The organism is Vibrio sabulosilitoris (assembly GCF_055391395.1).
This window is the reverse complement of record NZ_AP029600.1, coordinates 879,057-892,547: the sequence shown is the minus strand read 5'-3', so window position 1 is coordinate 892,547 and position 13,491 is coordinate 879,057. Positions and strand designations below refer to the sequence as shown.

Here is a 13,491-nt window from a genome sequence, read left to right as displayed (position 1 = left end):
GAAACGTCAAGCACAGTAGCAACACTAACCAAAGCTGGAGCTGGTAACAGCCAGCCCCAGCCAACCAAGAATAACAATTAGATGCCTAGGACAATTACCTCCCCTGTTATCAAAGGTGGGGTATTGCTTGGAGTGTCTAACAACGACAACGAGAAAAAAGTCAGTGATGTAACGAATTCAATTAAGACAGAGAGGTCACTATGAGCTTCAATCAGCGATGGCGGGTTAAGGGAGTAATAGCCTTTATCTTCGCATGTGTGTTTTTTTCTGGCGTCATGAAATCCGACCAATGGTGGGGAATCTTTGATTTTCTCACCATGGCAGGTGGCTTCGGGCAGGTTGTCCACCAGGTCGATACTACGCTATTAGACGGGCAGGTTACCGAGGTCGTCTCCTCGACCACATCTTTTCGTGGCAAGGGCGGGAGCGGCGCCAGAGACGGGTTTATCTTCGCCCTGACACTGGCCCCGATGGTGATATTTGCGATGGGTATTTTTGCCGTCATCGAATCGATGGGCGCTCTTGAGGTTGCCCGCCGCCTGATGGAGCCACTTTTCCGCCCGCTACTGGCCGTTCCCGGTATTGCGGGCCTAACCGCCCTAGGTTCATTTCAAACAGTAGATGTAGGCGCGGCAATGACCAATGACCTACTCAAAAAGAAACACCTCAATGCGCGTGAGAAACTATTCTTCACCCAATTCCAGTTTTGCGCCGGAGGTTGGTTGACCAACTTTCTGATGACCGGTTCAGTGTTGCTTGCTTTATCCGCTGAGGACAGTAGCGTTAGTGCCACCAGTATTGGTTTAGTGCTGGTTGTTAACTTGCTGATGAAGGTCTTGGCGACTAACTTGCTGCGGGTCTATGTACACTTCTTTGACCCGAATTTCGAAGAAAATAACAAACCAACTTCACCTCAACCAGCATTGCAGGAGACACAGTCATGATCCAACCAAAAGCAAGTAAAAAACTCCCAACTGATGTCTTTGTTGACGGTGCCAAAACCGGTTGGAATGCAGCTATTACATCGATGATGCCCAATGTGGTGATGGCCTTTGTCCTTATTCACGCTTTGAAGTTATCTGGAGGGCTGGACCTCATTTCTGCTTTGTTCGCTCCTATGATGGGCCTGCTTAACTTACCTGGAGCCACGGGTATCATGCTGATTGGATACTGGCTGTCGATGGGAGGAGGTTTAGGCGTCGCATCAGCCCTTTACTTGGGTGGGGCACTAACTGGGTACGACTTGGTTGTAATGGCACCAGCATGTTACATCATAGGTTCCAATATTCAATATCATGGCCGGATTTTAGCGGTTATAGGTACACCCGGTAAATACCATTTAATAATGCAGATCAACAACTTTATTGCCGCATTGGTGTCGATAGTCATTATGAAAGCCATAGTCTAATCGATGGTAATAACTGCAAGCTCATTATTACCGACAACTATGGGGATACAGGCTTTTCAAAGCCAAGAAAAGCCTGTATCTGTACCTCTCACGAGTATCTAATCAAAGAATTTTGATTGGGTTCTTTTTGACCAAGCTTCTATCACATCTGACGCTGTATCTTCGACCGATTTCTCATTACTGTTGATCTCAATGTCATATTCAGAGTAGGAGTGTACGTGCGTTAAGTGATATTCAGCCTCACCTCTGTAACGATTGCCGATATTTCTGTCCTCTCGCTTTATCTCTCGCTCTCGAAGAACGTCAATTGGACAGTGGACACCAACAAAAAACAGGTCATGTTCAACGAGCAAAACTTTTAACTCTTCATACCATTCATCTGACTCGATGATGTGATCAAGGATAATATCGTTTCCTGAGTCCAAAACTGCCTTGATACATAAGTGAAATGCCCGAAAGAATTTGGGGCGGTTAATCTTCCAATCAAATGCACCTCCATCGTTTATACGCTTTGGTAGCATTCCCGCTTCGACTAACTGATCTGACGCATAGTGCCAAAATGGTAAATCGATCTGTGACTGAATGGCTTTAGATAGCGTGGACTTACCAGCGCTACTAGTACCATGTAAAAATATTACTTTAGCCATCAATTTCCTTTTATTAGATGCAAAAGCCTGACGATATGTGTGCATCAGTAACACATTCTTGCTGTGCCCTCTGCAGCCGTACATCATGCGAGCACGGCCCATACCTAACTCTTTGAAGGGACAAACGCGTTAGTGAGTCTGTTTATCCTAACAGTATTTTTGTAATATATTCTCGATTATTTACCAGATACTCAATATCAGCGAGATAAGCTAGATGATGACCATCGCGAATATTGGCTATGAAAGCATCATCGCCTCTTCTCGCCTCTTGGTCCATAAAGGCTAGCAACGCTTCAAGTCTATCAACCATTGTCATTACCAGTTTTTCACGATGTTCGATGCTTAAGCCGTAAGCATCACAAAACTGCTTTGCGCGTGCGGATTGGGAGTTCAGGTCACCCAAAGCATCATATTCATGTGTTTTAAAGGGGGCCCAGCAATACACCGCATAGGCAATGTCCCACACTCTCGATGCTGGATGGGCAGTATCAAAATCAAATATCCCAACCGTTTGTGAACCATTTAGAGCAACATTGTAAGGGGCAAAGTCCCCATGACAAATGACTTCAATTGGCTCACGGCTTGGTAACCGCCAACGCATATCATTGAATAGTGGATTAGAGAGTAACGGTAATGTTGCATCATGGTATTCTCGTAGCAGTTGTGCAGCCGAAACAAGAGCTTGACTGGTGGCTATATTTCCTTCTAGCGGGTAGTTATATACCTCTCCTTGAACGAAAGTCAGAATTTCATTTCCGTGGTTATCAAGTCCACAAAACTTTGGTGCGGCGTCAAAACCACTACTTTTAAGTTGCTCTAGAAGCGAATGTACAGACGAAGACCATAACCCGCAGGGACGAATTACATTATTACCAGAGCGGTAAATTGAATTTAATCGCCCACCTTGAAGCTCTTCCATATCCTTCCTTGTCAGTGAATAATTGCGTGAGTTGAATCTACCACAGCCGAACCACATTTTATGTACACTGGGTAAGTGAAATTCAAATCACTTGACCAAAGTGCGACCGCGATCCTGACGAAACATGAAAAGGGCCATCAACCATGTTAGCTACTTTCCATCGTAAGCTCCTAGTCTAATCAAGGGCGAATTTGATACACGCTCCCTGTCTCATACTGATTCTCTGCAGCGCATTTTCTTTGCCAACCCAGTTTTTCCGCCACTTTTTGGCTACCTAGATTATCCGATGCAATAAATACCTTCACCTGAGTCAAATCGACGGACTCAGCCAACTGAGATATCGCAATTTTACACATTGCACTTGCCAGTCCTTTTCCCCAAAATCGCCGACGAATAAAATAACCAAAGTCTAACTCACCCTCGAGCAGTGTTACTCCGCAAAAGCCTATGATTTCATTGGATTCAACCGAGCGAAAGGCAAAGCGGCTTTTGGCTCGTTGCTCATTCACAAACCAAGTTTCAGACTCTTCGTCTGTCAAAGGCCTGCGGGGGCCTAAATACCGCATAGTCTGTTCGTCTTGCAATAACTCCCACACAGCACTTCGGTCGCTATCAAGTAGCTGTGAAATATAAATTTTGTCCAAGATAACCTCTTAGCGTTTGATTTATGTCGATACCGCCCATTCATATAGAGACTACAGCCACAAGCAAAACCAGTTCAAATAACGAACAGTAATGTGTGGCGGATAAGTACTCTCATTTAAATAGGTGAATCCGTGCTACGAACAACTGTTGTCAAAACATTGCATGGGGCCTAAGGGCTGTGAAGCCGACCAACCCTCAGAGAAGGCGCCGTGGGTGTAGCTTGATATCGCCTTGCGCCAAAAGCACTGAGCTACTTTGTTGGACTCAAGTTGTGCGACCGTCCAGCTACCCAAATGCTGTCGAAATACTTTATGAGCAAACTGAGTTGCTATCCCTTTCCGGCGATGTGAACTCAAAATGAAAAATTCTGCGATTGAAAACTGGTTAGTCGCAATTTCTCGGACCAAAGCAAAACCGATCGCTACATCGTCATTGAGACAAAGATAAGCAAACCGGTCTTTATCAGTCCAATATAGGTCGAAGTATTTTCCGAGGTCATACAGGCCTTTATCATCCGATATATCACCTGTATATGGTGACATATCATGCAGATAATTTTGCATCAGATCCTTAACGACTTTTTTTGTTGAGCGCTCAGATTTTATTATTCTCACCAAATTAACCGATTTCATCTAATCCTAAGACAATCTGCACTTATAAAATTGTGTTGAAAGCTTCGATTTACCCGAGCCCGCAGACCCTATGATTATAATTTTCTTCATCTCTGACACTATCTGCAAGCCATATCTCCCTGACTCTGCAAGTGCTGATTCAACCTGACCAAGGTGTCCATTTGAGCCTGGGTTTGGATCATATGGTTGTTTCGAGATACCCTCAGGTCCCTCACAATGGATAATAGACTCAACTGGGGCCACTTTGTCATTACCATCGCAGCAATGGTTTGACCCGTCCTGCCAACGCCCGCACGGCAGTGTATTACTGGCAACATTCTTTTGGCATCCCCGACGGCCCGGCTGTTTCTCTGTGCGTAAAAGTTTCTCTTATCAGCCGCAATCGATTCAATAATATCAACGAGTTCAAGTGTGGCATCTATATCTATCGTGTGATGATCTGGCCAATTGTGCACGTGAATGACGGGAACACTGACAGTAGCTTTGTAACCTGAGATTTCCAAGCGATGGATTTCCAATCTGGTCGCCATAGCTAAGGAGATTGAACGTTCATGCGTGCATCTTGTCGATATTTCTCCATACTTCTCAGAGAGTGCAAAATACCTCGGCAAGTTGTCATTAAAGATGTCGTTGCTACTTGCAAGCACAACTAATACCGGAGTTCTATTATCTACCAACAACTGTAGCTGTGCCTCTACTTGATGTTGGTAGGGATACTGAGTCGCAATGGCAATATTGAGCCCATCAACTGCAATGAAATTCGCGTTTAAGTCTCTGCGGACGCTTGTCTTAACGCTGTGTGATAGGTTGAATCTATCTCTTTTGGGTTCGAAGAGTAGACGCTCAGCCGGTCCCTTAATTCCCATTAGCAATTTTGCGCTATCAACACCAGCAGTATCAAAACCGTGCTTATCTTGCATATTCGTCCTTTTTCGCTGGAAGTGTTATTTCACGGTTAGATTACAGACGCGAGGAACATAGAGTCAAGCTGGACTGGTATGGCAGGACAAGTTAAACAGCGCTGTACGAAACGGAGCAATTATTACAATGTTTGAAAGTGCACCCGTTACCAACCCACCTGATAAGTCATCTAAATCTAACCGGTTAACTCTCGTAGAAACTGCAATGCCCGCTCTTTTACCGTGTCGACTTTATTCAAGGTATCATCAAGAGTTTTATCTATGTATAGGTCCGGCTCTATGCCAACTCCGACGAAGTCTTCACCATTTGGGTAGGTATCACGCTTAGCACATATTCTATAACCCCCTCCCCCTGGGAGTTCGCCAAAAATAGGTTGGCCGGTACTACCACACGTTCTCTCACCCATTGTTGTAACATTTTTCATTGCGCTCGCATAAATCAAGAAATCCTCTGCTGCAGAGGCTGTATACCTCCCTATCAACATAACGATAGGCAAATCAGGGTATCCTTTACCTTGAGGGCTAACTGGATCATTCGAGCCCTCCACCCAAACATCATCTGAAGCGTAACATTGATACTCAGGTATAACGGCTCCCCAACTCCGATACGCCGCTATATGCTTACGTGTATACCATTTCGATCCGAGCAACTCACAATCTGTCAGGTGGGATAGTATTTGTGCAGCAACTCGAGTATCCCCGCCACCATTGAACCTCAGGTCAATCACTAATCCAGACAGGTGGTTAAATTTTGGTACCAGTGATTCAAACTCATCTACTATTGCAGGCCTATCAAAGCTACCTAAACCAACATATGCAATGTCATCGCTAACTTTCTCGAAAGTCAAAGCTGCATTACTCACTGATTTAAGCTTTAGTGACTGATATTGTCCGTTATAAGTTCGCCCGTTGCGCTGGAGCAACTGCTGCCGATGTGCGCCATTTGGAGTAATGAAATCAATTTTAACGCTTGAGTAAGGCTTGCCATGTAACGCTGTTGAGATTGCCAAATCATTTCGTACATGTGGCGATGAAGCAGCGATATAACGAAGGATATTTTTCTGTAAGTAATCCATAACCTCATCACCATCAATGTTAGTCAGCACTGAGCCCGGAGGAACCAGGTCAATGAGTGCTTCAGCAACGGAGATTATCACAGCTTTACCCGCGACTTCTTGCAGCTCAATACATGGCCAGTCTATAGATTGGGCTTCTAATTCAGGAGGTAAGTAGATGTTTGTATGCCCATCTTTGAGTAGTGCACAAAACTCCATTAGCAGTTGGTAATACTGGAAAGTCGATTGTGGCTCGACTGCTTTGGTCAAGTATTCCCAGTATGCCTTGTCGAAATCCAGTTCTGGGACTTGATGAAAGTAGGCAAAATTGTAGCTCGCTTCCTTCCAGAAAAGAGATAAGCCGAAGATCCTATCCTCAACTGATAAATCTCCCTCGCTGAGCAATACAGTCTTGTCACACATACCTGGCGCTTCCTTTCATCACTGTCTTCAGGATAATGCATAGGTTAACGGCAGAAAGAAAGCTAAGTCAAAGATTTCATTGACTATTAGCTTGAAGAAGCTTTGAGCTCAGTAGGGGGATTTGTGTCGTTTTATTGTCCAGAGTCAAGACGGCTTCGTTTCTCAACAAGCTAAAATCAAACAACATTCTCCATTGACATTCAACGTTTATGGCTCAACGATTTTGTATCGTGGAATGAATTTCATACCAGCGCGTGACGCTTGGTCTGATAATGATGTAAGCATAAGAAGGAAATGCTATGACGTATAAGGCAATCATTTTTGATTTCAATGGAACCTTGCTTTGGGACACACATCTCCATAATCAGGCATGGGATATTTTTTTAGAAAAACATGACTTTTTTCTCAGTGATGCTGAAAAAAATGAAATCATCCATGGCAAACAAAACCAATTTATCTTCAAAGAGCTCTTCAATCAGAGCCTGACAGATGCTGAGATTCAAAAGTATACCTTGGAAAAAGAGCTGATTTATCAAAACCTATGCTTGGAAGAGAAGTTAACTCTTAGGCCAGGAGTGGTTGAATTCCTTGATCTGTTGAAAGAGAAACAAATTACATTTACCATCGCAACATCATCTGGTATCGAGAATATCCGTTTTTTCTTTGATAACTATGACCTTGATAGATGGTTCTCAATAGACAGTATTGTTTACAATAATGGTAAGATTGAGAGTAAACCTAGCCCGGATATCTTCGAAGCCGCAATGGAAAAATTAGGCTGTGCACCGGAGCAAGCAATTGTGTTCGAAGATTCACAAACTGGTATTATCTCGGCCGAGGCGGCGAAAGCTGGCAAGGTTATCATTGTTAACTCAATTGATGACGATTACTCGCATTACGGCCACGATGTTATAACCCATTTTGACCAGTTCGACATCAGCCTTGTTCAATAAGAACTAGGGTTGTCTCACTATGACAGCTATTCAATAAGGTCCCGGCTAATAGCTTATTATTATCGGGCTTGTTAAGTACAAGCCCTTCATCAAGGGATCTTTGCATTATTTGCTAAGGAACAGTAACGTATGCACAACAAACTTAAGGAACTTCAGCTAAATTATCAGAAAATCGAAGATATGCATGTTGATAATTTGGCCAAAGGTAGTGTAAAGATTGACCCCTATCTTATGCCAGGCTGCATAGATAATCGATTTGGATTGTCACTGATTTGCTCGATTGGATCCCAATTTTCAAACTACTCTGCTTTACTTTCCAATTACGATGAATTCAAGGGTTGCTTATATATGTACCCTCAGGAAGACCTTCACATTACATTGTTTGATATTTTCCCTGCTGTATCTGATTTTAGTATTTCTGATAGTCAACTTGAAAAATATAAGAATACCTTTGAGGACCTGTTTAGTGGTATTGCATCGTTTCAAGTCAGTCTAAATGGTGTTCTTTTTACTGATATGGCAGGATTTGTAAAGGGCTTTGATTGTATGAAGGTCTATTCGATTAGGCAAGAAATTAGGAAAAAACTCAAACAAATGAACCTAGCCTATCAAGAGCGTTACGAATCAAAAATCGCTCATATTACATTTTGTCGTTTCAATGATGAGCTTTGTAACTCTTCAGCACTACAAAAAGTGAACTATAAACTTAGTGATAAAGCCCTTAATACTTTAACTATTAATAATGTCTCCCTTGTGGTTCATGATTGCTATAACATGAAAAGCAAAACAAATATTATCTCTAACATCCCTCTTGGTGGTTGATAGGTGTTAACTAATAGCTTCTCTGCCTAAGAAAAATCACGGGTATAGCCCAATCGATGTCACTACACCCGTGTAAAATGATTGCGGTTAAGCTGATTTTACGTATTAGGAGCACCCGCAAATTTGTCCGCAAGTGCTTTGATAGAGATAGTTCGAGACTAACCCACGCTTCATTATTTTAAAAAGCCTAAGTCTTTTACTGAAAAGTTGGCTAAATTTGGAAAGATATAATCCATTGCGCTATCGCTGGTCACACCCATCCATTTCGCGATGGTCGCGCCAATTTGCTCTACGGAGGTGGTTGGGATCATGCGCCCTTTATTGAAATCATTCTCTCCATCAAGGACTAACGATGGCCATTGTCCATATAGCTGCCCGCTATTTAACGCGCCGCCCATTATAAGGTGATTACTCGCCCAGCCGTGGTCGGTTCCACTGCCGTTGCTTGCCAAGCGCCGACCAAAATCAGACATCGTCATTGTTGTCACCTTATCACTTAGCCCTGATGCTTCCATTGACTGATTAAATGCGGCCAGAGACTGACTCAAGTTGCTCATCAATATTGCATGGTCTTCCAATTGGTTAGCGTGGGTATCAAAGCCACCGAAGCCAACAAAATAGATTTGTTTTTGATGCCCAAGCTGATCGCTTGACTTGATCAATCGCGCGACCGTATGCAACTGATTACTTAGCGATAGGTTCGGAAAATGATCTTCTTCTGGGACTGAATCAATCGCCGCTGCGAGCATATTGCGTATTGCGATTGAATCCCCCTTAACACGATCGAACTCTCTGCCAAACGCTGTGCGTGGAGAGAGGCTCATCACCTGTTCAAAGCTCCTACGGCGTAAGTCATTTTTGATGGCATTGATTTGCGGCAATGATGAGCCATTTATCAGGTTGGCGGTATATTCACTGCCATTGAGTAGCTGTGCATATCCATTAAGACTAAACATTGGACTGACGCCATCACTATCGGCGCTGAGCACATCCATCAAACGCCCTGCCCAGCCCAACGTGGTATTACTCCCAGACCACCCGCGTTGCCACTCCTCTTGCTGTGAATTGTGAGAAAACAAAAATGGCGGCATAGCGTGAGTGCCATCCTCTAGACCCGCTTTGGTCGAGGGCTCGATCAAGACACCGCTGTTAGCAATGGCAACCATTTTTCCTTGGTTACAAAGAGTTTGAAGATGGCTCATTGAGGGATGTAAACCCAGCCTCAAATCAGAGTCGGTGTTCAACGATATAGGCAACAAGGACTCTTGAGCAAGGGCAATATCAGGCCGAGCTGCCGCATACTCATCGTAGTGCTTGTTATCGCTTGGCACCAACATATTGAAGCCATCATTTCCACCAAACAAAAATACGCAAACAAGGGCTTTATAATCATTATTTGGCTGCGCATGGGCAGAGCCCATATCCATCATTGAGACGATGGGGGTCGATGCCATCGCAGCCAATAGTTGACGACGTGTAATCATTGCGCAATCTCCTCTATATGAAATTCTTGACTGGTCACCACCATATAAAGAGCGTTACGCACTTTTAAGCTTTGCTGTGTGTCGCGCAGTTCCTCTAAGCTCTCGAGTAATATGGCTCTCAACGGCTCACTCATTCTTTGCGACAGCAAGCGCCGATCAATCTCATCAATCAATGCCAAGTGGTCATTGGCCATCGCCTCCAAAGGTTTCGTATTGATCACAATCCGGCTCGGGTTGGTTTCACCTTCATAGTTGGTTCGGCCCGTTGCTGACCAAAGTTGATTATTGGTGAGAATGAAGTTGTTCCAGCTTAGGATCTCAAACTCTGGCGCGACCTTGTTTGCATCGGCTATCTCGCCACTGGGTGCGTAGTCTGGAGAGAAAAAATTGAACACACTGGGTGAGCCAAGTGGGGATTGTCCATATGACCCAAACGTGCCAATGGAGTTATGAAAGCGTCCCGAGGGATCGGCGGACTTGGCTTCGAAGGCGCGCAAGAAGTTTGCCATCGCAATCAAAGGCTCTTTAAGCTTAACGGGTGAATGTTCACCGCCGCTCAGCGCTTCACTATCGGTTAACACCGCGCGGATCACCGCTTGAAGATCGCCCCTAACTCCTCGACCATTATCAGCGAACAGTGCACTCACTCGGGCAACATACGCTGGAGATGGGTTTGAGGTGACCAACCTTTGGATCAGGTGCTTACTGATAAACGGCCCGGTATTGGGATGATTGAGCAACATATCCATTGCTTGCGCCATGTCTTGCTCGGCGGTTTGCCCTTGCACAAACACCTCGCCCATCACGACCTTCTCCTCGTCGTCATGATACTCAGGGTAAGCGATCATTGGCACCAACCAATTGCCATCCTTCGAGCCCCACCCCGGTTTGTTTTTGTCCGCGATGTGCCAGCCGGTGAATACGCGGGCTAAGTTTTCAATATCATCTTGGGAGTAGGTCGGGATCAGTTGCCCTTGGCTATCGCGTTTCTCTGTTCCATCGGCGTTTAGCTCATACAGGCCAATACTGAACAGTTGCATGACTTCTCGAGCATAGTTTTCATCAGGGTAACGGTTGCGCTCAGGGGCGGCCTTTTGATTGGCCATCATAGATAAGTAGTCACCCATTGCAGCATGAAGTGTCACCGATTCAATCAAATCTCGATAGTTACCGAATGCGTGAGTGACTAGCATATCATAGTAGTCGGTCATCTCTAGTGCGCGCCCATTCAGGCTTGCACCATAACGTGAAATCACAAAAATCTCGCTCAGGGCAAACGCGACACGTTGCCTCAGCTGATCGGGTGCATTAAGGCTGAGATCCCACCACACGGCCGCTCTGTCTGCTTGGTTGTAACTGTCTTTATCCCCCTCGAGCGGATACTCCTGGAGGCGAACAGAGTGCAGACTCGGGGTCATCGAAAACTGTTTATTCAGCCAAGCTACATAGCCTAACTGGGTTAATTCTTGATAGGAGCCAGGCTCAGGACCAAAGGTTGACCGATAAAGCAGGTCATAACGCTGGTCTTGGGTCAGGGGAATAGCAGGTTCATTTTCGGTGCTGTTGTCACTACCACACGCCGAGAGAATTAAAAGACTAACAAGCCATTGAAGCCCAGAACGTTTTAATACAAAAAACAACTCAAATACCCTATTCGCAAACGATGTCGCAGGACGATATCCAAACAGAGGGAACTCAGCAATCGAGCCCCAAATTAAATGTGTGATGGGTTCAAATTTGCAAATTTGTCATAAAAATGACTTTAAGATTGGTCTAACTACTGTCGAGCGTACATGCACTAGGAAAAAGTCGGCCTACTACCTATTCATCACACAAGCAATGTTTGACCTCATCATCTCATCGATAAAAATATTAATTGCCCCTACCTAGCTGCTGAAAGTATGGACAGAGTCATCGACACCATAGCCAAAATCGACTAAATTCTTACCCGACGACAATATTAGTTAGTAAGTAGCAATACGTACCCTACTTTATAGTTAGCGTTGCTCAGCCACTGCTGCGAGTTTACGCTAGATAAATTCAACACCATAATGAATAGTACGGGCTGGTATTCTTGCAACACCAGCCCTTCGCTTGTCACTTTGTGGCTCTAACTGACACACCAGATAAACCCAGTGCATCAAGAGCAACAAGTTTTACTGCATGAAGCGTAATCTTTGGTTATTGCCACCATCACAAGACCATTGCTGTAAAAGCCCACCATTTGCTGTTGAACTATCGGCTATTTCTAAACATTTACCTGTTGTTACGTTGCGTAGCTCAAAAGTATTGCTACCCTTATCAAACAAAGTCCAGCGTTGATTATTTTCAGCTGAATTACAGACGTATTGCTGAATCTCAGCTCCGTCCTGCCACTGCGTGCTGCTCGGTTCTAGCTCTACACATAATTGGCTTTGCTTGGACTGAATCAGATACTCATCATTACTGACAGGCAGAAATTCGAAACGTTGATTATCATTCGATGTATTGCATGTCCACTGTTGGTAAGGGCTTCCATTCCATGTCGCACCATCTTTAACATCGATGCAGCGGTCGCTATGAATGAACTGAAGATTGGTCATTCCCGACGGGGGTGTGATTGCATCGCCACTCCCTCCTCCAGTGGGTTTATATACACGTATCCAGTCAACATACATTTTGTTCTTACTAGGGTTGGCGAGGTCCTCATCCTTCGCGATGTTTCCTGCTTGAGAGCGCCAATCATGATCTTCTGTATCTAAGATAATGAACATTTCTCGATCCATGTTATAGACTGACTTGTCAAGAATAGCACCAGTGTAGTCTTTGTCCTTCATGACCACTTGCTCCCACGAGCCCTTAGGTGTCTGTACCCCATTGATGTAAAAAGTAACCTCCGTCGGACTTTTCCAGTAAACACCAAAACGGTGGAAGCCATCACGCCAATAAGTTCCCCAAGGAGGTTCATTATGTGTTTGGTCGTTGAAATCACTGCGAATACTATTGTCATTATTGCGTAGGAATACATGGAAGTTTGTCGACATATTCTTGGCAAACCATTCATCTTCTGCCCCACCATAGACTTCCAACACATCAATCTCACGTTGATCGTCTTCACTGAGTAGCCAGAAGTTAGAGGAGAGTTCCAATCCACTTACTTTAATGCTTGCTTCTAGGAAAATAGGGTATTTAACCTTAGTTTTTGAGGTCACTACACCAGCATTTACCATGTTGGTCCCCTGTCTTCGAGATGCACTGATGATTAAGTTGCCATCGGCCACCCATGATTCTTCCTGCTGCCAATAAGTCAGTCCTGGACCAGTCCAACCGTGAAAATAGGTATCGTTCCATTTTTCTGAGAAACTTGACCCTTTCCCGGCATAGTTAAATGAATCAGAGTAAGCCTCCTGCAATTCCCATGTCTGCCCATCATCTAGCTTCGCCGGGATTGGAATATCTTGCCAATCATTAGCCATCGCGCCTATTGATGCCAGTGCCGGCAACAATATACAAGTAAATCGAGATACATTTATCATTCTTTGAAACCTTTCGTACTTTGCTTAATATTAACAATGCAAGTTCAATAATGTGCACTTGTCTGCCT

Annotated in this window: 13 protein-coding genes; 4 read left to right on the top strand and 9 right to left on the bottom strand. The window is 44.4% G+C overall.

What is annotated here, in order from left to right; translation table 11 throughout:
* The first annotated feature begins 200 nt into the window (after positions 1-200).
* Both ACZ5R2_RS19430 and ACZ5R2_RS19425 read left to right on the top strand, forming a co-directional pair.
* Positions 201-944, top strand: coding sequence for a nucleoside recognition domain-containing protein (locus ACZ5R2_RS19430; RefSeq protein ID WP_464902963.1), 744 nt, complete (start codon positions 201-203; stop codon positions 942-944).
* Positions 941-1,408 (top strand): nucleoside recognition domain-containing protein, encoded by a 468-nt coding sequence (locus tag ACZ5R2_RS19425; protein WP_464902964.1) that lies wholly within the window; start codon positions 941-943, stop codon positions 1,406-1,408. The genes ACZ5R2_RS19430 and ACZ5R2_RS19425 overlap by 4 nt, the downstream gene beginning before the upstream one ends.
* A gap of 98 nt (positions 1,409-1,506) precedes the next feature.
* On the opposite strand, the gene ACZ5R2_RS19420 is transcribed toward ACZ5R2_RS19425, so the two are convergent.
* The 6 genes from ACZ5R2_RS19420 to ACZ5R2_RS19395 all read right to left on the bottom strand — a co-directional run bounded on the left by ACZ5R2_RS19420 (position 1,507) and on the right by ACZ5R2_RS19395 (position 6,649).
* Positions 1,507-2,055, bottom strand: a complete 549-nt coding sequence (locus ACZ5R2_RS19420) for a chloramphenicol phosphotransferase CPT family protein (protein ID WP_464902965.1) — start codon at positions 2,053-2,055, stop codon at positions 1,507-1,509.
* 142 nt (positions 2,056-2,197) lie between these two features.
* Entirely contained in the window at positions 2,198-2,974 is a 777-nt protein-coding gene (locus ACZ5R2_RS19415; protein WP_464902966.1) for a phosphotransferase, read from the bottom strand.
* 179 nt (positions 2,975-3,153) lie between these two features.
* Positions 3,154-3,618, bottom strand: coding sequence for a GNAT family N-acetyltransferase (locus ACZ5R2_RS19410; protein ID WP_464902967.1), 465 nt, complete (start codon positions 3,616-3,618; stop codon positions 3,154-3,156).
* Positions 3,619-3,753: 135 nt separating this feature from the next.
* Positions 3,754-4,251 carry a GNAT family N-acetyltransferase gene (locus tag ACZ5R2_RS19405; RefSeq protein WP_464902968.1) on the bottom strand — a complete coding sequence of 166 codons (498 nt, stop codon included), beginning with the start codon at positions 4,249-4,251 and terminating at the stop codon, positions 3,754-3,756.
* A 98-nt stretch (positions 4,252-4,349) separates the two neighbouring features.
* Positions 4,350-5,171: a protein-tyrosine phosphatase family protein gene (locus ACZ5R2_RS19400; protein WP_464902969.1), complete on the bottom strand. Its 822-nt coding sequence runs from the start codon at positions 5,169-5,171 to the stop codon at positions 4,350-4,352.
* A gap of 176 nt (positions 5,172-5,347) precedes the next feature.
* Positions 5,348-6,649, bottom strand: a complete 1,302-nt coding sequence (locus ACZ5R2_RS19395) for a S41 family peptidase (protein ID WP_464902970.1) — start codon at positions 6,647-6,649, stop codon at positions 5,348-5,350.
* Between the two features lie 299 nt (positions 6,650-6,948).
* Between ACZ5R2_RS19395 and ACZ5R2_RS19390 the strand changes: the two genes are divergently transcribed.
* Together ACZ5R2_RS19390 and ACZ5R2_RS19385 are read left to right on the top strand one after the other, a co-directional pair.
* Positions 6,949-7,602 carry an HAD family hydrolase gene (locus ACZ5R2_RS19390; RefSeq protein ID WP_464902971.1) on the top strand — a complete coding sequence of 218 codons (654 nt, stop codon included), beginning with the start codon at positions 6,949-6,951 and terminating at the stop codon, positions 7,600-7,602.
* A 129-nt stretch (positions 7,603-7,731) separates the two neighbouring features.
* On the top strand, positions 7,732-8,424 hold the full coding sequence (locus ACZ5R2_RS19385) for a 2'-5' RNA ligase family protein (protein ID WP_464902972.1): 693 nt from the start codon (positions 7,732-7,734) through the stop codon (positions 8,422-8,424).
* Between the two features lie 173 nt (positions 8,425-8,597).
* Here ACZ5R2_RS19385 and ACZ5R2_RS19380 read toward each other — a convergent pair whose 3' ends face one another.
* The 3 genes from ACZ5R2_RS19380 to ACZ5R2_RS19370 all read right to left on the bottom strand — a co-directional run bounded on the left by ACZ5R2_RS19380 (position 8,598) and on the right by ACZ5R2_RS19370 (position 13,423).
* On the bottom strand, positions 8,598-9,908 hold the full coding sequence (locus ACZ5R2_RS19380; RefSeq protein WP_464902973.1) for a DUF1501 domain-containing protein: 1,311 nt from the start codon (positions 9,906-9,908) through the stop codon (positions 8,598-8,600).
* Entirely contained in the window at positions 9,905-11,548 is a 1,644-nt protein-coding gene (locus tag ACZ5R2_RS19375; RefSeq protein WP_464902974.1) for a DUF1800 domain-containing protein, read from the bottom strand. Before ACZ5R2_RS19375 ends, ACZ5R2_RS19380 begins: the two co-directional genes overlap by 4 nt.
* A gap of 516 nt (positions 11,549-12,064) precedes the next feature.
* The gene (locus ACZ5R2_RS19370) at positions 12,065-13,423 is read right to left on the bottom strand and encodes an RICIN domain-containing protein (protein WP_464902975.1); all 1,359 of its coding nucleotides are present in this window, start codon (positions 13,421-13,423) and stop codon (positions 12,065-12,067) included.
* Positions 13,424-13,491 lie beyond the last annotated feature (68 nt).

Excerpts from the sequence above, each read along its gene's own strand:
- ACZ5R2_RS19430 (WP_464902963.1), top strand. The coding sequence starts at position 201 with ATGAGCTTCAATCAGCGATGGCGGGTTAAGGGAGTAATAGCCTTTATC.
- ACZ5R2_RS19425 (WP_464902964.1), top strand. The coding sequence starts at position 941 with ATGATCCAACCAAAAGCAAGTAAAAAACTCCCAACTGATGTCTTTGTT.
- ACZ5R2_RS19420 (WP_464902965.1), bottom strand. The coding sequence starts at position 2,055 with ATGGCTAAAGTAATATTTTTACATGGTACTAGTAGCGCTGGTAAGTCC.
- ACZ5R2_RS19415 (WP_464902966.1), bottom strand. The coding sequence starts at position 2,974 with ATGGAAGAGCTTCAAGGTGGGCGATTAAATTCAATTTACCGCTCTGGT.
- ACZ5R2_RS19405 (WP_464902968.1), bottom strand. The coding sequence starts at position 4,251 with ATGAAATCGGTTAATTTGGTGAGAATAATAAAATCTGAGCGCTCAACA.
- ACZ5R2_RS19400 (WP_464902969.1), bottom strand. The coding sequence starts at position 5,171 with ATGCAAGATAAGCACGGTTTTGATACTGCTGGTGTTGATAGCGCAAAA.
- ACZ5R2_RS19395 (WP_464902970.1), bottom strand. The coding sequence starts at position 6,649 with ATGTGTGACAAGACTGTATTGCTCAGCGAGGGAGATTTATCAGTTGAG.
- ACZ5R2_RS19390 (WP_464902971.1), top strand. The coding sequence starts at position 6,949 with ATGACGTATAAGGCAATCATTTTTGATTTCAATGGAACCTTGCTTTGG.
- ACZ5R2_RS19385 (WP_464902972.1), top strand. The coding sequence starts at position 7,732 with ATGCACAACAAACTTAAGGAACTTCAGCTAAATTATCAGAAAATCGAA.
- ACZ5R2_RS19380 (WP_464902973.1), bottom strand. The coding sequence starts at position 9,908 with ATGATTACACGTCGTCAACTATTGGCTGCGATGGCATCGACCCCCATC.
- ACZ5R2_RS19370 (WP_464902975.1), bottom strand. The coding sequence starts at position 13,423 with ATGATAAATGTATCTCGATTTACTTGTATATTGTTGCCGGCACTGGCA.